This window comes from Halomonas salinarum (assembly GCF_012062845.1).
Lineage (GTDB): Bacteria > Pseudomonadota > Gammaproteobacteria > Pseudomonadales > Halomonadaceae > Onishia > Onishia salinarum.
This window is the reverse complement of the sequence record NZ_WWNB01000012.1, coordinates 96262-112080: the sequence shown is the minus strand read 5'-3', so window position 1 is coordinate 112080 and position 15819 is coordinate 96262. Positions and strand designations below refer to the sequence as shown.

The following is a 15819-nucleotide window of genomic DNA, read 5'->3' as shown; positions in this document are numbered from 1 at the left end:
CGGTCCTCCCCTGGGTCTCGCCGGGGCGTGTGCCCGGTGTGATTCAGTCGATGCTGGAGATGGCGCCTGCCTTCGTCCTGCCTGAGCGACGCGAGCGATCTTACCCCCGATCAGTCAGGCGCCGACCACAGAAGTACCCGACCAAGAGAAATGCCAGTCAGCGTTAACTGACTGGCATTAGCCCAAAGGGGCCGGCTCTTGTTTACGCATCACGGGTCGCGATGATCAGGCCTCGCGGGTGCGCGGCTGATCAATCAGCCCCTGCTCGCGCGCCATCGCGTAGGCGGCCTTGGGGCCGGTCCACAGCGAGGGCAGCAGTACCAGCGACACCGGAATGGCGGTGATGACGATGAACTGCTGCAGGGCGCTGATCTGGCCGGCGCCCATGTACAAAAGGATCGCCGCCATGATCGCCATGGCAACGCCCCAGAAGGCGCGGATCAGCGGATTCGGCGCATCATGGCCGGCACCCACCACGGAAATGGCGTAGCTCATCGAGTCACCGGTGGTGGCGACGAAGATGGTGGTCAGCAGAAGGATCGCCAGCGCCATCAGGGTGCCGCCCGGTAGCGCCTGCGCCACAGTCAGGGTCGCCACGTCGAACTGGAAGCTGTTGAGCGCTTCGGTCAGGTCGATCACTCCGGTCAGCTGGTAGAAGATGCCCGAGCCACCCAACAGCGTGAACCAGACAGTAGTCGCCAACGGCGCCATCACCGCCACGGCCAGGATCATCTGGCGAATGGTGCGGCCCCGCGAGATACGCGCGACGAAGATCGCCATCAGCGGGCCATAGCCGATGAACCAGGCGAAGAAGAACACCGTCCACCACTTCATCCACCAGTCAGGTGCGGTCTCGGCGGTCATGGTGGCCATCGAGAAGAAGGAGGTCAGGTAGGTACCAAAGCCCTGTGTAAACGCATCGGTCAGGAACAGGGTCGGGCCGAAGACGAAGATCACCGCGGCAATTCCCAGCGCCAGGAAGACGTTGAAGCGGCTGAGCAACTGAATGCCGCGATGAATCCCCGTCACCGCCGAGGTAACGTAGATGGCACCAAGTACGGCCAGCACCGCTAGCTGGGTGCCGTAGCCTCGCGCCATGCCGAACAGCTCATGCAGACCGAAGCTGACCTGGGTGGCCAGGAAGCCGATCGGTCCCACGGTACCAGCGACCACGGCGATCACGCAGAGGGCATCGACCAGACCACCCAGCGGGCCGCTCATCAGGCGCTCGCCGAGTACCGGCATGAGCAGGGTGCGTGGCTGCATCGGCTGGCCCTTCACGTAGTGGGCATGCGCCAGCACCACCGCGGTCAGGGTGCCAAGCACCGCCCAGGCCAGAAAGCCCCAGTGCATGAAGGACTGCGCCAGGGCGCCGGCAACCGCCTCGGCGGTGCCCGCTTCTGTGTCGAAGGCCGGCGGTGTGACCACGAAGTGATAGACCGGCTCGCCGGCGGCGAAGAATACGCCACCACCCGCCAGCAGGGTGCACATGATCATCGACAGCCACTTGAAGGTGCTGATCTCCGGGGTATTGAGGTTACCCACCTTGGCGGCACCGGCCGGCGACATGGCCACACCGATACCGATGAAGAAGGTCAGCAGCAGCAAGAGCTGGAAGTAGGAGCCCAGCGTACGAGCGGTCCAGGCGAAGCCGGCGCTGATGCCGTTGGCGACCATGTCGATGTCATACAGCGAGAGGGCAATGAAGGCGACGATAAAGCCGATGCTCAGGACGAGCACCACCGGATCGCCGAGACGCGAGCCATTCGTCTCGGGTTCTGATGGTTTGGAACTAGCGGATTGGGTCATGAAAAACCTTTGATTGGGATGTCATTACATCAACGCCTGCAAGCGGTGAGCCGCCAGCATGGCATTCGGGATGAGCGAGTATGGCGACGCCCTGGGCGTCAGAAGTGCGATCACTGAAGGCGGTCTGGGATGACGAGCGCCGGGATCAGTGGCGAGCGTTCGCAAGCGCGTTCCAAAAGAGAGGGGCCATGCGCTCACGGCGCTTCCTGACGTTGGCGAGAGAGCAGATGCAGTGGCCTGAACGAGGCCAGCGGGAATCGGCAAGCCGATGGAAAGCCGCGCAGTATAACGACGCCTTGGTTGGCCTTCAAACGTCCTTGAACGCCCGCTCAATGTCGAAGCGACGCCGAATCGGCTAGAATCCCCTGCCTCGCTCTCCCTTCCCCCACCGACGGAGCCAAGGCCGCCATGACCGCCGATCTCGACCCGGATGCCTTGCAGGCACTGCTCGACCGCCTCAGCCAGGATGCCCCCCGCTTTTTCAACGAGGGCAAGGTCGCCGACTATATTCCCGCCCTCGGTGAGGTCGATCCGGATCGCTTTGGTATCGCCGTCTGCCATGTCGACGGTCGGGTGCAGTATGCCGGCGACGCTCAGACACGCTTCTCGATCCAGTCCATCGCCAAGGTGCATTCGCTGGTGCTGGCCATGCAGCGCCTGGACTCGGATGAGATCTGGTCGCGGGTCGGCCGCGAGCCCTCGGGCCAGGCCTTCAATTCCATGGTGCAGCTCGAGGTCGAGCACGGCGTGCCGCGCAACCCTTTCATCAATGCCGGCGCCCTCCTGGTGACGGACCTGCTGGTCTCGCGCATCGTGTCCACCCAGTACACCCTGCGCGAGCATCTGCGGCGGCTGTCGGGCAGTGACGATGTCGGCTTCGATGAGCGGGTGGCCCGCTCGGAGATGGACCACAAGGCCCGCAATGCGGCGCTGGCCTACCTGATGCAGGCCTACGGCAACCTGCACGCCGACGTCGAGACGGTGCTCGATACCTACTTTCATGGCTGCTCGACGGCGATGAACTGCGTGGAGCTGGCCCGCAGCATGTCCTTCCTGGCCAACCGCGGCGTCAACCCGCTGAATGGCAGCCAGGTGACAAGCCCGGTCCAGACGCGCCAGCTCAATGCCCTGCTGCTGACCTGCGGCCTCTATGATGCCGCCGGCGACTTCGCCTGGCGGGTCGGCCTGCCCGGCAAGAGCGGCGTCGGCGGCGGCATCATCGCCATCCTGCCGGGGCGCATGAGCATCTGCGTGTGGTCACCACGCCTGGACGGCTACGGCAACTCGGTGGCCGGTTGTCATGCACTTGAAGGCCTGGTCGAAGGTATCGGCTTCTCGCCGCTAGGCTGAGGACCGGCGTTTCCAGGGCCAGGCCGAGTGGCATCGCTTCCCGCCACCACACGATAAAGCGCGACAATGAGAAAGGCCCGCTCCAAAGAGCGGGCCTTTCTCGTCTCGGCCCTTGAGCCTTGGTGTGTCGTTGCGATCAAGCCTCAAGCGTGCTGTCTCGCCTCAGCTAACCTTGTGCCACTTAAAGGCCTTGAACGGCTCATCGATGGGCGTCTCGGCCAGGTGGTTGGCGTAGTTGCTCATCACCTTCTGGGCGATGCCCAGCACCACTTCCAGCACCTGGCGCTGGGTATAACCGGCGGCCAGGAAGTCGTTGACCGCGGAGGTATCGACGTTACCGCGATTTCTCACCATGGCGAGGGTGAAGGTGCGCAGCGCTTCAAGCTTGTCGCTGGGCAGCGGCGTCTCATTGCGCAGCGCCTCGGTAATCGCATCGTCGACCTTCATCGACTTGGCAATGGCGGTATGCGCCGGCACGCAGTAATGGCACTCGTGCTCGACGTTGATGGTCTGCCAGACCACGGTCAGCTCGTCGGCATCGAAGCTCGAGTCGATGAATAGCTGGTGCAGCTGCTGATAGCCTTCGAGCAGGCCCGGTGCCTCGGCGATCACCGCGTGCAGATTGGGGATCATGCCGAAGGCGTTGACGGAGTTTTCGAGCAGCGGCTGGCTCTTTTCCGGGGCCGTGGACGTATCGTGCAGGGTATAGGCGCTCATGCAATCACCTCGTCGGTTCGGGTCACAAATCATGTGAGTCACGGGGAATGCTGCACCTTTCTTGAAAGCACATTTTGAGTGATTGCTCAAAAAAGGGCGCATTATTTCCCGCAGCTGATAGGTTCAGGCTAACTGGATTTGAGTGATCACTCAAGATAAAATTTGAGCGCTCACTCAAGATTCATCCGGTCGCCCGTGACCGACAGGACGCCCCATGCCACGCCAGACTCGCCACGACCGCCAGCAATCACTGGACCAGGCCCTCGCCCTGTTCTGGCGCAAGGGCTACCACGCCACCTCGCTCAAGGACATCGAAGGCGCGCTCGATATGCGCCCGGGCAGCATCTACGCGAGTTTCGGCAGCAAGGAACGGCTGTTTGGCGAGGTGCTCACGCGCTACGGCCGCCAGGGGCTGGTCGAGCTAGAACGCACGCTGGCCGCCAACCCCTCACCGCTGGGTGGGCTTGCCGACTACCTGCGCGCCCTCGGTGGTCTCAGCGATACACCGCGGCCCTGCCATGCCTGCCTGCTGGTGAAGACCCTGCTGGAGCTCGGTGCGGAAGATACCAATGCGCGCCAGGCTCAGGCGCTGCTGGACGGTATGCAAGCGCGATTCACAAAGGCCTTCGAAGCCGCCCGTGATGCCGGCGAACTGGCCGATGACATGGAGGGCGACGTGCCATCCCAGAAGCCCGCCCGGCTGGCGAGGCGCTACCAGACGATGGTCATGGGCCTGCGCGCCCATGCCGAGCAAGCCATCAGCGCCACCGAGCTCCATGAACTGGCCGATGATCTTGCCAATGACCTGCTGGCTCTAAGTGCCCGCCGTCACTGAGGTCGGCGGTACTCGCGCCAAACAACCAACCGACCAGACACGGCCCGCGATGCCAGGCATCGCGGGCCGTGTCAGATCAACCGCTACAACGGATCAGTATTCCTTGAGCAGCACCTCGAGCTCGAAGGCCTCGCTGGACAGCTCGCCGACGCTCACCGCCGGGGTGTCGGGCACTGCAGCACTCGGCCACGCCACCAGCATGTCGTCATACGCGTCGACGACCTCCTGGTAGGCCGGGCCCTCTGCACCACTCAGGGTCGCTTCCTGGGCAGAAAGCAGATCGCGACCGACCTGCATGAAGCCGCGACCGTCCTGATACTCAGGTCCGTTGACGAACTGCCCATCATCGATGGACTCGATGTATTCGTCCAACGCGGTATTGGTCAGCGCCAGCAGTACTCGGCTCTGGAAGGTGGCATCCTGCTTGAGAGGTGGCTCGATCTCTGCCTGCGCCGCGTGGATCGCCGCGCGAGCTGCTTCGTAGTCATCCTCCAGGTCAGCCCAGTCGCCACCCTGCTCGGCTTTCTTGGCGACATCCAGAAGAACCGGCTTGAGGCCCTCGACACCGCGGGCGTCCAGCCCCGCCTCAAGCGCGGTGTAGTATTCGGCGACGGGGTGATGGAAGTGAGCCACGGCGTTTTCCTTGGCACCCTCGCGATAGAGTTCGCTGGCCACACGCAGGTGGCCTTCCATCAGTGCCAGGGTGGTGGCATAAACGCCGGGGTTGGTGGACGAATAGCTGCTGCCGCCTTCGCCACCTTCACCGCCTTCACCGCCTTCACCGCCTTCACCGCCTTCACCGCCTTCACCGCCTTCACCGCCAGCATCGGCGCTCAGGTAATCGAAGACCGCAAAGGCTGCGTTACCGCCACCTTCACCGCCGTGATGGCCTTCGCCACCTTCACCGGCCTCACCGCCGTGATGACCTTCGCCGGCCTCACCGCCATGGTGACCTTCACCTGCTTCGCCGCCGTGGTGGCCTTCACCACCCTCGCCGCCATGGTGACCTTCACCGCCTTCACCGCCGTGATGACCTTCGCCACCCTCGCCACCGTGATAGCCTTCGCCACCCTCACCGGCACTGGCCGTCTGCTCGGTGCCGCTGGCAGACGATGCGTTCACCATCTCGTCGTCACTGCTGGCCCAAGAGGCGCTGCTGGCGCCCAAGAAGACACTGGCTCCGATCCCCACCCAAATCTTCGTACGCGTGCTAGACATGCTCGTCTCCGTATTGTTGCGCTATCGTCTTGTGCAGAGAGTAACAGCCGCCCTCAGAACAGACTGACGTGCGAAGGCGCTACCGTTGCTGGTAGGATGCCGGGATTAGCATCGAAATACAAACGATTAACATTTAACGCTTCGTGCCGACCCTCAGGAGCCGCCTGTGATTCTTTGCATCGCCGACATCATTCCCCCGGAACTGCTCCAGCGAGCCCGCGCCACCCTGGCCAAGGTGCCGTTCAAGGACGGTCGCGAGACGGCAGGCTGGCATGCCCGCACCGTCAAGAACAACCAGCAGGCCGATGGGCGGGACCCCGAGGTCTCGGCGTTGCGCGAAGAGCTGACCCAAGCACTGAATCGCCACCCCCTGTTTCAGATGGCGGTGCGCCCGGCACGCATGAAGCCGCTGATGTTCAGCCGCTATGACGTGGGCATGTCCTACGGCAACCACGTCGATGACGCCGTGATGGGAAGCCCCGGTGGCGCTCTGCGCACCGATGTTTCCTACACTTTGTTCCTCGGTGACCCCGAAAGTTATGACGGCGGTGAACTGCTGATCGAGTCCACCGCTGGCGAGCAGACCTTCAAGTTGCCGGCGGGTTCGCTGGTGCTCTACCCGTCCTCGACCCTGCACCGGGTCGAGGAAGTGACCCGCGGCGAGCGACTCGCCGCGGTGGGCTGGGCGCAGAGTCAGGTGCGCAACCCCGGCCAGCGCGAGGTGCTGTTCGACCTGGACACCACACGCCGCCAGCTCTTCGAAGCAAACGGCAACACCGACGCCTTCAAGACGCTCTCCAAGAGCTATGCCAACCTGTTGAGGATGTGGGTGGAGGTATAAGGCCAGGATGACGTTTCGGCCCCCAATGCCGTAGGGTCGCAGGCAAACGTCTTTCGCCAACACACTCCACGCTAAAGAGGACACCCCATGACCGAGCAAAGCACCCTTCAGCGTCCGCGCAATGTGCTGGGTGAGCCCCTGGCCCCCTGCTGCCACGGTAATTCCACCGGCTTTTACCGTGACGGCTTCTGTCGAGTCGGGCCGGAGGACATCGGCGTACACGCTGTCTGCGCCGAAGTCACCGAGGATTTTCTGGCCTTTAGCCGCGCACGGGGCAATGACCTGGCGACGCCTCGCCCCAACTTCGGCTTCCCGGGGCTTGCGCCCGGCGATCGCTGGTGTCTCTGTGCCGGTCGCTGGAAAGAAGCACTTGCGGTCGGCATGGCACCCCCGGTCGTTCTCGAATCGACCCATCTAGGAGCGCTGGACGTGGTGACGATAGAGGAGTTGCGTCTTCACACGCGGGGTGGCGGCCAGTAACGCCAAGGAGACGCCCAAACTCACCTGAATGACACGCAAAAAAAGATCCCGCGATTGCTCGCGGGCTCTTTTTCAATGTCTTTGGCGCGCCCAGAAGGATTCGAACCTTCGACCCCTGCCTTCGGAGGGCAGTACTCTATCCAGCTGAGCTATAGGCGCGCAACTGCCATGGCGGCAGTGCCCGATCGGGCGGCCACAATCCTACCCGCCCACTGCACGGCTGTCCAGCCTCGGGCATGGAGCTAACTCATCAGTAGCATTTCCCGCTCAAGCGCTTACCGTTATACTGATTCCACATGCGCCGATGCGGGCGTTCAGCAGAGTCCCGATGACGAGACCTTGAAGAGGTGGTGAGAGTGAAAGTCAGCAATCTGATCCTGGGTGGCTTGACCGCCCTGAGTCTGGCGGCGACCAGCGCCGCGTCGGCCCAGAACGATATGACCCACGATGCCATCGCCGAGCGTCTCGAGCCGGTGGGCGAATTATGCATGGTGGGCGACGACTGTGGCACCGCGGCGGTCGCCGCCTCGAGCGGCGGCGACCAGGCCGCCTCGGGTGGTGACATCGACGGCGAGGCCATCTACGGCCAGGTCTGCATGGCCTGCCATGATACCGGCGCTGCCGGTGCGCCGATGAAGGCCGATACCGATGCCTGGGCGAGTCGTCTGGAGAAGGGCACCGAGACCCTTTATGACCACGCCATCAACGGCTTCAATGCGATGCCGGCCAAAGGCGGCAACCCGTCGCTGTCCGACGATGAAGTCAAAGCGGCAGTCGACCATCTGCTCGCCACCGTGCAGTAACAAACTGTTCAGTAATAACGAGTGCCGGCCTGATGTCTGTGCGACGATGAACCCCGCGTTTCTCGTCTCACTGAATCGCACGAGCTTGTACGACCCAAAAGGGGCGCCGATGGCGCCCCTTTTGCATTACCGCTTTACGCATGACGAACCCGTAAGAAGCCCTCAGCCTAGTAATGAGCGCAATCCGGCGATGGCGTCCTTGCCGCGTGCCTGTTTCTTCTCGGGGTCTTCCTTGTCGGCACGCCCTTCCCAATCGAGATCGTCCGGCGGCAGCTCATCGAGGAAACGGCTCGGCGTGCAGTCGAGCAGCTCGCCATAGGCCTTGCGCTGGCGGGCCAGCGTAAGCGTCAGGGTCCGCCGCGCGCGGGTGATGCCCACATAGGCAAGCCGGCGTTCCTCCTCGACGGTGCCGGCCTCGACGGCGTTGCGATGGGGCAGCAGGTCTTCCTCCAGCCCCATCAGGTAGACGTGGGGAAACTCCAGGCCCTTGGAAGCGTGCATGGTCAAGAGCTGCACCCGATCGGAGTCGTCTTCCTCGGCCTGCTGCTCGAGGATATCGCGCAGCACCAGCCGCGAGATGGCGGCCTCGACACCATCAGTCTCGGTCTCGAGGCTATCGGTATTGTCGTCGGCCCGCTCGTCCGGGGCATGCTCCATCGACTTCTCGAGCTGGTCGATCAGCGTCCAGACGTTGGCCATGCGCCGCTCGGCGACAGTCGGTGCGCTGGCGTTCTGGTGCAACCAGGCCTCGTAATCCATCTCGCGCATCATCTCGCGAATCGCGGCGATGGCATCACCGGAATCCATGCGCCGGCGCACGCCGTCGATGAAGTGGGTGAAGCGCCCCAGGCGATCGACGGCCCGAGCCGGCAGCACTTGCTCGAGGCCCATTTCATGGCAGGCGGCGAACAGCGAGATGCCCCGCCCGGTGGCCTGGTCGTTGGCGTAGTTGGCGAGTTTCTCGAGAGTTCCGGGACCGATCTCACGGCGCGGCACGTTGACGATGCGCAGGAAGGCGTTGTCGTCGGCGGGATTGATCAGCAGTCGCAGGTAGGCCATGGCGTCCTTGATCTCATTGCGCGAGAAGAAGGAGGTGCCACCGGAGAGCTTGTAGGGAATCTGGTAGTGCTGCAGCTTGAGCTCCAGCAGCCGCGCCTGGAAGTTGCCGCGGTAGAGCACCGCGAAGTCGCGCCATTCGGCGCGTTCCTTGATGCGCCGGGTCAGGATCTCGCTGGCCACCCGATCCGCCTCGGCCTCCTCGTGGCGGTTGACCACCACCCGAATCGCATCACCCGGGCCGAGCTCCGACCACAGCGCCTTCTCGTAGACGTGAGGGTTATTGGCGATCAGGGTGTTGGCGGCGCGCAGGATGGTGCCGGTGGAGCGATAGTTCTGCTCGAGCTTGATGACATTGAGGCGCGGGAAGTCCTCACCCAGGGTCACCAGGTTCTCCGGGCGGGCACCGCGCCAGGCGTAGATCGACTGATCATCGTCGCCGACCACGGTGAAGGTGGCCCGCTCGGCCATCAGCAGCTTGACCAGCAGGTACTGGGAGACGTTGGTGTCCTGGTACTCATCGACCAGCATGTAGTGAATCTTGCGCCGCCAGCGCGCCAATACCGCCGGATCGTCGCGCAAGAGCACCACCGGCAGCAGGATCAGGTCGTCGAAGTCGACCGCGTTATAGGCCTTGAGGTGGCGGTTGTAGGCCTCGTAGACCCGGGCGGCGAACTGCTCGTCATCATCGGCGGCATGCGACAGGGCATCCCCCGGCAGTATCAGGTCGTTCTTCCAGGTCGATATCTGCCCCTGCACCCGGTTGATCTGATCGGCGTCGATCTGGGCATCCTTCTGCATCAGGTCGCGCAGCAGCGCCTTGGCATCTTCCGGGTCGAACAGCGAAAAGCCCGGCTTGTAACCCAGGGTCTTGAGTTCGCCGCGAATGATATTGAGGCCCAGGGTGTGGAAGGTCGAGACGGTCAGGCCGTGGCCCTCGCGCCCCTTGAGTAGCTGCCCGACCCGCTCCTTCATCTCGCGAGCGGCCTTGTTGGTGAAGGTCACCGCGGCGATCTTGCGCGCGCTCATGCCGCATTCCTGGACCAGATAGGCAATCTTGGAGGTGATCACGCTGGTCTTGCCCGAGCCGGCACCGGCAAGCACCAGACAGGGGCCGTCGATGAAGCGCACCGCTTCCTGCTGGCGTGGGTTCAATTTGGCGAGGCGTTGCTGGATCGACATGGCTTACTCCTGATCGGCGGACGGCGCGGCGAAGGCATCACTGCCGGGCTGGCCTGCGTCTGGCAGGCTAGCACCAACAAAATCAAGCTGGCGCCAGGCCTCGAAGACCAGCACGGCGCCGGCATTCGACAGATTCAGGCTTCGGCTCTCGGGCAGCATGGGAATACGCAGGCGCTGTTCGGGGGGCAAGTCATCGAGCAGCGCCTGGGGCAGACCGCGGGTCTCGGGGCCGAACACCAAGGCGTCGCCTTCACGGTAGGCGGGCTCGTGATAGCCGGTGCGTCCGCGGGTCGAGACGGCGAACACCCGGGCCGGGCAGCAGGCCTTGAGATAGGCCTCAAAGCTTTGGTGCACACGGACGCGCGCCCACTCATGGTAGTCGAGCCCGGCGCGGCGCAGGCGCTTGTCATCGAGCACGAAGCCCAGCGGCTCGACCAGGTGCAACCGGAAGCCGGTGTTGGCGCACAGCCGGATCAGGTTGCCGGTATTGGGCGGGATCTCGGGTTCGAAAAGCACCACGTCGAGCATGCGGACATCCTGATCGAATAAGGGGCATAACGCAGTCGGGCCCCAAGCGGGGCCCGACGACGCAAACGGTTCGGGGCCGTTTTAGAAGCTCAGCTGAACACCGACATTGGCGCCGCTATCCAGGGTGCGTGCACCGCCAGTGCCCTCGAAGTCACCGCGCAGGCGGCGATAGCCGACATAGCCGTCGACATTCGGCGCGAAGGCATAGCGTGCGCGTACGCCATACTCGGCGCTGTCTTCAAGATCGCCGGCAGTGACCACATCCGGGGTATAGAAGGCGTAGCCGCCCACTGACATGGCAGGCAGGCTCGGGACATAGACATAGCCGTAGCCCCCAAGACCCAAGCCGCCACCATCACCAAAATCGGTGTCGAGCTGGGTCCAGCGGGCGCCGACGCCCATGTCATAGCGATTATTGCGATCCACACCCAGTACCTGAAGATGGCCTTCGGTGGTGTCTCCACGGTCATCGCTGTCCAGAATACCGCCACCCAAGGCAATGCCTGGGGCGAGTTCGCCGGAGGCGTCGAACTGCACGGCCTCATCGCTCAGGTTGAGATCAAGGCTACCGGCCTGGCAGGTCAGGGTAGCCGTCAGCAGTGCAGCGGTGCTTAAGAGCAGGGAGGTCAGTTTCATGGCAAATTCCCGTTATTTAAATCGTATGTCCAGCTCGTATAACAAAGGCAAGGCGTCATTCAGAGATGGCATTGCCTGTGCTCACACCGTATCGCGCGCGGTAGTCGCGGATGGCCTGAGCATGGCCCTGCATGGCGTCAGAGGCGTACTCTTCCAGGTAAGCCAGCACCAGGTCCAGAGTAACGATGCTGACCACCGGCATGCCATAGCGGGCCTCGACTTCCTGGATGGCGCTGCGCCGTTCAGCGCCCTCTTCGACGCTGCCGCACTCCTGGCGATCCAATGCGATGACCACGCCAGCGGCCTTTGCACCTGCGTCATCAATCAGGGTCATTACCTCGCGGATCGCGGTGCCGGCGGTGATCACGTCGTCGATGATCAGCACCTGGCCTTCCAGCGGGGCGCCGACGATATTGCCGCCCTCGCCATGCGCCTTGGCTTCCTTGCGATTGAAGGAAAACGGCAGATCGCGCTGGTGATGATCGGCAAGTGCCACGGCAGTGCTTGCCGCAAGCGGGATACCCTTGTAGGCCGGGCCGAACAGCACATCGATTTCAAGACCGCTGTCGGCAATCGCCTGAGCGTAGAAACGCCCCAAACGGGCCAATGCAGAGCCGCTCTTGAAGAGACCGGCATTGAAGAAGTAAGGACTGACGCGGCCGGACTTGAGGGTAAATTCGCCGAACTTGAGCACTCCCTGATCGATGGCGAATTCGATAAACTCGCGTTGATAGTCCTGCATGGTTACCGTGCCGCTCGTTGCCATCCTCGAATCTCCTGACTGCTCTGGCCGCAAGGCCATTTACCCAAACGTCGAAACGTCGGGTATCATACACGCGCGACGGAAAAGGGACCACGTAATGAAAATCGCCAGCATCAATGTCAACGGTATACGCGAAGCGGTCGAGCGAGGTTTCCTCGACTGGCTGGCCGGCCAGGATGCCGATGTCGTCTGCGTCCAGAACCTGAAAGCCAAGAGCTTCGAGTTGGACGACAGCATTCTTTATCCAGAAGGCTACGAGGGCTATTTCCTCGACGCCGAGGAAGAGGGTTTTTCCGGCGTGGGGCTTTATTGCCGCAAGATTCCCAAGGCCATCATGTACGGGCTGGGCTTTGCCCAGTGCGACAATGAAGGGCGCTTCCTGCAGGCCGACTACGACCGCTTCAGCATCGCCAGCTTCCTGATGCCGGACGGTAGCGACCCGGCCGCCAAGCAGGACTTCATGACCCAGTACCAGGATTATCTCGGCAAGATGGCGCGTAAGCGCCGCGAGTACATCATCTGCGGCACCTGGCACGTGGCACACAAGACCATCGACCTCGCCAACTGGGCCGATAACCAGACCACGCCGGGCTTCAAGCCAGAGGAGCGGGCCTGGATGGATCAGGTGTTCGGGCCGATCGGCTTCATCGACACCTTCCGCGAGATCAATCGCGACACCGGTGAGTACACCTGGTGGCCAGCACTTGACCAGCATCAGCCGCGGACTCGCCAGGAAGGCTGGCGAGTCGACTACCAGATGGTGGGCCCGAACCTGCGCCGCCATGTGGTGGATGCCTGGATCGATTACGACGCGACCTTCTCGGAGTTTGCGCCGCTGATCGTCGAGTACGACCTAGAGGTCTGAGCCCCTTTTCCGTCGCACGCCCGTCGCCCGTGCTTTTGCAAGTGCTCGTCCCCCACATGACGCCGGCCCAGTGCCGGCGTCATGCGTTATGAGAGCGCCTTGGTCGACGTCGCGTTACTGACGAAAGCCCAGCGCCTGGCGCTGATGGTCGAACAGCTTCGCTCCAGCCCCTTCTGCCAGATCGAGCATGGCGTTGAGTTCGGCGCGGGAGAAGGCGCCTGCCTCGGCGGTGCCCTGCACCTCGATCAGCCCACCCTGCTCTGTCATCACCACGTTCATGTCCGTATCGGCGCGACTGTCTTCCGGGTAGTCGAGATCGACCACCGGCGTTCCCTTGTAGAGCCCTACCGACACCGAGCTGACCAATTGCTTGAGCGGGTCTTTCTTGAGTTTCTTCTCACGCTGCAGATAGCGGATGGCATCGACCAGCGCCACGCAGCCGCCGGTAATCGAGGCGGTACGGGTGCCGCCGTCGGCCTGGATGACATCGCAGTCGACGGTGATGGTGAACTCACCGAGCTGCTTGAGATCCACCGCCGCGCGAAGCGAGCGGCCGATCAGGCGCTGAATCTCCAGGGTCCGACCACCCTGCTTGCCGCGGGTCGCCTCACGACCGCTGCGGGAATGGGTAGCCCGCGGCAGCATGCCGTACTCGGCGGTCACCCAGCCCTGGTTCTTGCCGCGCAGCCAGCGCGGCACACCGGCCTCGACGCTTGCGTTGCACAGCACCTTGGTGTCACCGAATTCGACCAGCACCGACCCTTCGGCGTGGCGAGTGTAATCGCGAGTCAGGCGAATATCGCGGGACTGGTCGGGCTGGCGACCGCTGGGGCGCAGGGGTGTGGTGGACATGACATCTCTCGTTGCGGGAATTCAAAAACAAAGGCCGGCGAGTGCCGGCATGTGGCGCCATTCTACACGCTCATTCAAGGGAATCGGTTACACTGTCGTCGCCTTCTTTTCCCTCCGGTTCTTCCACCGGAGCATCGCCAGGAGCCGACATGGTGCACAGCATGACCGCCTTCGCGCGGGCCAGCCAGGAAGCCGACTGGGGCAGCCTCGAGCTCGAGTTACGTTCGGTCAACCAGCGCTATCTCGATCTGCATTTTCGCCTGCCCGACGCCCTGCGCGGCCTGGAACCCGGCTACCGCGACGCCCTGCGCCAGCGACTGAACCGTGGCAAGGTGGAATGCACCCTGCGTTTCACACCGGCGAGCGCCGAGACCCTGAGCGTCAATGCCGAACGCTTGGCAGGGCTGAGCGACGCCTTGAACGAGGTGCGCCGCACGCTGCCCGAGGCCGCCATGCCGGACGCCCTTACGCTGCTCGACCATCCCGGTGTGCTCGCAGCGACCGGCCCGGATCTTGAGGTCGTGACGGCGAGCGCCCAGGCGCTTTTCAGTGAAGCCCTGGACGCCCTGCTCGAGGCCCGTGCGCGTGAGGGCGCCGAGCTCGCCGCCCTGATCCGAAGCCGCCTGACCGCCGTGCGCGAACAGGTCGATAAGGTGCAGGTGCAGTTGCCTGAGATCCTCAAGCGCCAACGCAGCCAGCTACTCGATCGCCTGGAGGCGGTGCGTGCCGAGCTCGACCCGCAGCGCCTGGAGGCCGAGCTGACCTTGATGGCACAGAAAGCCGACGTCGATGAAGAGCTCGACCGCCTGACGACTCACGTCGGCGAAGTCGAGCGCCAGTTGACGGAAAAGGGGCCTGTAGGCCGGCGCCTGGATTTTTTGATGCAGGAGCTTAATCGCGAGGCCAACACCTTATCGTCCAAGTCGGTGGTCGCCGAGACGACCCGCAGCGCCGTGGAGCTCAAGGTGCTGATTGAGCAGATGAGAGAGCAGATCCAGAACATCGAGTGAGGCTTGGCTACCCGCCGGCCAACGGCCGGCGGTAAATGAAACAAGCCACTGTGAATGCGCAGGCATCAAGATCACAAGTTGTCGATCGCCCTGAATCCGTCCCTCGTTATACCCAAGCGCTAACTCAGCTTCCCCTTGAGCGCTGCTGCTTCGCAACGGGCTAGACAAGTGCGTATAGTGTTGTGAGTGAGAACCGCTTTCATCATCAATATCGAGTATGATGCTGTTTATACAGAGTTAGATGATGTCCTTTTTCTCTTCAATAGAGTTCACCGGCACTCATCATGATATGTCGCTTACTAATAAATCGCACGCTATTTAAGTTGAGCTATAGACATGACGGATCACGCCGACGACAGCCTACTGACACTCGATAACCAGCTTTGCTTTGCGCTGTATTCCACTCAGCTAGCCATGAACAAGCTCTACCGTCGCCTGCTCAGTGAGCTTGACCTGACCTACCCGCAGTACCTGGTCATGCTGGTGCTTTGGCAGCATGGTCAATCGTCGGTGTCAAAGATTGGCGAGCACCTGGGGCTCGACTCCGCCACATTGACGCCGTTGCTCAAGCGCCTCGAAAGCCACGGCTTGGTCAAACGTCAGCGTTCAAGTGAAGATGAGCGTCGCGTCGACGTGAGCCTTACTGAGGCCGGTGTAAAACTCAAGGAACGTGCCCGAGACGTCCCCAAGGCCGCGATCTGTGCCACTCACTGCGAACCGCAGGAGCTTGGACAGCTACGTGATGACCTCAATGCTCTCCGCCAGAAGCTAAACACTGTGGAATGAGTTTTTTTCTTCATTAAAGTAGTGTGCTATCAAATAGCGAATTAATATTTTCGCTCGCCATCGAGGTCGCTCTCCATGTTTCACTGCC

General features: G+C 62.6%; 16 protein-coding genes, 1 tRNA gene and 1 pseudogene. 9 read left to right on the top strand and 9 right to left on the bottom strand.

Annotated features, from left to right (window positions below; all coding sequences use genetic code 11):
• A pseudogene (locus tag HF027_RS15615) lies at positions 1 to 167 on the top strand (IS4 family transposase); the annotation flags it as partial.
• 58 nt (positions 168 to 225) lie between these two features.
• On the opposite strand, the gene HF027_RS10240 reads toward HF027_RS15615, so the two are convergent.
• Positions 226 to 1809, bottom strand: a complete 1584-nt coding sequence (locus HF027_RS10240; protein ID WP_168015366.1) for a BCCT family transporter — start codon at positions 1807 to 1809, stop codon at positions 226 to 228.
• A gap of 408 nt (positions 1810 to 2217) precedes the next feature.
• Here HF027_RS10240 and glsB point away from each other — a divergent pair, with 408 nt between their 5' ends.
• On the top strand, positions 2218 to 3159 hold the full coding sequence (gene glsB / locus HF027_RS10235; protein ID WP_168015364.1) for a glutaminase B: 942 nt from the start codon (positions 2218 to 2220) through the stop codon (positions 3157 to 3159).
• Between the two features lie 162 nt (positions 3160 to 3321).
• Here glsB and HF027_RS10230 read toward each other — a convergent pair whose 3' ends face one another.
• Positions 3322 to 3876: a carboxymuconolactone decarboxylase family protein gene (locus tag HF027_RS10230; RefSeq protein ID WP_168015362.1), complete on the bottom strand. Its 555-nt coding sequence runs from the start codon at positions 3874 to 3876 to the stop codon at positions 3322 to 3324.
• 214 nt (positions 3877 to 4090) lie between these two features.
• Here HF027_RS10230 and HF027_RS10225 point away from each other — a divergent pair, with 214 nt between their 5' ends.
• Positions 4091 to 4711 carry a TetR/AcrR family transcriptional regulator gene (locus HF027_RS10225; protein ID WP_168015360.1) on the top strand — a complete coding sequence of 207 codons (621 nt, stop codon included), beginning with the start codon at positions 4091 to 4093 and terminating at the stop codon, positions 4709 to 4711.
• Positions 4712 to 4804: 93 nt separating this feature from the next.
• Here the strand turns inward: HF027_RS10225 and HF027_RS10220 are convergent, their stop codons facing one another.
• On the bottom strand, positions 4805 to 5929 hold the full coding sequence (locus tag HF027_RS10220) for a hypothetical protein (protein WP_168015197.1): 1125 nt from the start codon (positions 5927 to 5929) through the stop codon (positions 4805 to 4807).
• 166 nt (positions 5930 to 6095) lie between these two features.
• Between HF027_RS10220 and HF027_RS10215 the strand changes: the two genes are divergently transcribed.
• On the top strand, positions 6096 to 6770 hold the full coding sequence (locus HF027_RS10215) for a Fe2+-dependent dioxygenase (RefSeq protein ID WP_168015358.1): 675 nt from the start codon (positions 6096 to 6098) through the stop codon (positions 6768 to 6770).
• 87 nt (positions 6771 to 6857) lie between these two features.
• Complete coding sequence (locus HF027_RS10210; RefSeq protein ID WP_168015356.1) at positions 6858 to 7250, top strand: DUF2237 family protein; 393 nt, start codon at positions 6858 to 6860, stop codon at positions 7248 to 7250.
• 82 nt (positions 7251 to 7332) lie between these two features.
• Here the strand turns inward: HF027_RS10210 and HF027_RS10205 are convergent.
• Positions 7333 to 7409 (bottom strand) — tRNA-Arg (locus HF027_RS10205).
• A gap of 197 nt (positions 7410 to 7606) precedes the next feature.
• Between HF027_RS10205 and HF027_RS10200 the strand changes: the two genes are divergently transcribed.
• Positions 7607 to 8053, top strand: coding sequence for a c-type cytochrome (locus tag HF027_RS10200; protein WP_245184649.1), 447 nt, complete (start codon positions 7607 to 7609; stop codon positions 8051 to 8053).
• A gap of 162 nt (positions 8054 to 8215) precedes the next feature.
• Here HF027_RS10200 and rep read toward each other — a convergent pair whose 3' ends face one another.
• The 4 genes from rep to pyrE all read right to left on the bottom strand — a co-directional run bounded on the left by rep (position 8216) and on the right by pyrE (position 12221).
• On the bottom strand, positions 8216 to 10291 hold the full coding sequence (gene rep, locus HF027_RS10195; protein ID WP_168015354.1) for a DNA helicase Rep: 2076 nt from the start codon (positions 10289 to 10291) through the stop codon (positions 8216 to 8218).
• A 3-nt stretch (positions 10292 to 10294) separates the two neighbouring features.
• Positions 10295 to 10819, bottom strand: coding sequence for a tRNA (uridine(34)/cytosine(34)/5-carboxymethylaminomethyluridine(34)-2'-O)-methyltransferase TrmL (trmL, locus tag HF027_RS10190; RefSeq protein WP_168015352.1), 525 nt, complete (start codon positions 10817 to 10819; stop codon positions 10295 to 10297).
• An 81-nt stretch (positions 10820 to 10900) separates the two neighbouring features.
• The gene (locus tag HF027_RS10185) at positions 10901 to 11455 is read right to left on the bottom strand and encodes a YfaZ family outer membrane protein (protein ID WP_168015350.1); all 555 of its coding nucleotides are present in this window, start codon (positions 11453 to 11455) and stop codon (positions 10901 to 10903) included.
• A 55-nt stretch (positions 11456 to 11510) separates the two neighbouring features.
• A complete protein-coding gene (gene pyrE / locus HF027_RS10180) occupies positions 11511 to 12221 on the bottom strand; it encodes an orotate phosphoribosyltransferase (RefSeq protein WP_168015348.1) in 711 nt (236 codons plus the stop codon).
• A 94-nt stretch (positions 12222 to 12315) separates the two neighbouring features.
• On the opposite strand from pyrE, the gene HF027_RS10175 reads away from it, so the two are divergent.
• Entirely contained in the window at positions 12316 to 13083 is a 768-nt protein-coding gene (locus HF027_RS10175; protein ID WP_168015346.1) for an exodeoxyribonuclease III, read from the top strand.
• A 114-nt stretch (positions 13084 to 13197) separates the two neighbouring features.
• Here HF027_RS10175 and rph read toward each other — a convergent pair whose 3' ends face one another.
• Positions 13198 to 13935: a ribonuclease PH gene (rph, locus tag HF027_RS10170; protein WP_168015344.1), complete on the bottom strand. Its 738-nt coding sequence runs from the start codon at positions 13933 to 13935 to the stop codon at positions 13198 to 13200.
• Positions 13936 to 14084: 149 nt separating this feature from the next.
• Between rph and HF027_RS10165 the strand changes: the two genes are divergently transcribed.
• Together HF027_RS10165 and HF027_RS10160 are read left to right on the top strand one after the other, a co-directional pair.
• Positions 14085 to 14945 carry a YicC/YloC family endoribonuclease gene (locus HF027_RS10165; protein WP_168015342.1) on the top strand — a complete coding sequence of 287 codons (861 nt, stop codon included), beginning with the start codon at positions 14085 to 14087 and terminating at the stop codon, positions 14943 to 14945.
• A 336-nt stretch (positions 14946 to 15281) separates the two neighbouring features.
• Positions 15282 to 15731, top strand: coding sequence for a MarR family winged helix-turn-helix transcriptional regulator (locus HF027_RS10160; protein ID WP_168015340.1), 450 nt, complete (start codon positions 15282 to 15284; stop codon positions 15729 to 15731).
• Positions 15732 to 15819 lie beyond the last annotated feature (88 nt).

Coding starts and splice junctions, on each gene's coding strand:
- HF027_RS10160 (WP_168015340.1), top strand. CDS start 15,282: ATGACGGATCACGCCGACGACAGCCTACTGACACTCGATAACCAGCTT.
- HF027_RS10165 (WP_168015342.1), top strand. CDS start 14,085: ATGGTGCACAGCATGACCGCCTTCGCGCGGGCCAGCCAGGAAGCCGAC.
- HF027_RS10240 (WP_168015366.1), bottom strand. CDS start 1,809: ATGACCCAATCCGCTAGTTCCAAACCATCAGAACCCGAGACGAATGGC.
- HF027_RS10210 (WP_168015356.1), top strand. CDS start 6,858: ATGACCGAGCAAAGCACCCTTCAGCGTCCGCGCAATGTGCTGGGTGAG.
- HF027_RS10230 (WP_168015362.1), bottom strand. CDS start 3,876: ATGAGCGCCTATACCCTGCACGATACGTCCACGGCCCCGGAAAAGAGC.
- HF027_RS10225 (WP_168015360.1), top strand. CDS start 4,091: ATGCCACGCCAGACTCGCCACGACCGCCAGCAATCACTGGACCAGGCC.
- rep (WP_168015354.1), bottom strand. CDS start 10,291: ATGTCGATCCAGCAACGCCTCGCCAAATTGAACCCACGCCAGCAGGAA.
- HF027_RS10175 (WP_168015346.1), top strand. CDS start 12,316: ATGAAAATCGCCAGCATCAATGTCAACGGTATACGCGAAGCGGTCGAG.
- trmL (WP_168015352.1), bottom strand. CDS start 10,819: ATGCTCGACGTGGTGCTTTTCGAACCCGAGATCCCGCCCAATACCGGC.
- HF027_RS10220 (WP_168015197.1), bottom strand. CDS start 5,929: ATGTCTAGCACGCGTACGAAGATTTGGGTGGGGATCGGAGCCAGTGTC.
- HF027_RS10185 (WP_168015350.1), bottom strand. CDS start 11,455: ATGAAACTGACCTCCCTGCTCTTAAGCACCGCTGCACTGCTGACGGCT.
- pyrE (WP_168015348.1), bottom strand. CDS start 12,221: ATGGCAACGAGCGGCACGGTAACCATGCAGGACTATCAACGCGAGTTT.
- glsB (WP_168015364.1), top strand. CDS start 2,218: ATGACCGCCGATCTCGACCCGGATGCCTTGCAGGCACTGCTCGACCGC.
- rph (WP_168015344.1), bottom strand. CDS start 13,935: ATGTCCACCACACCCCTGCGCCCCAGCGGTCGCCAGCCCGACCAGTCC.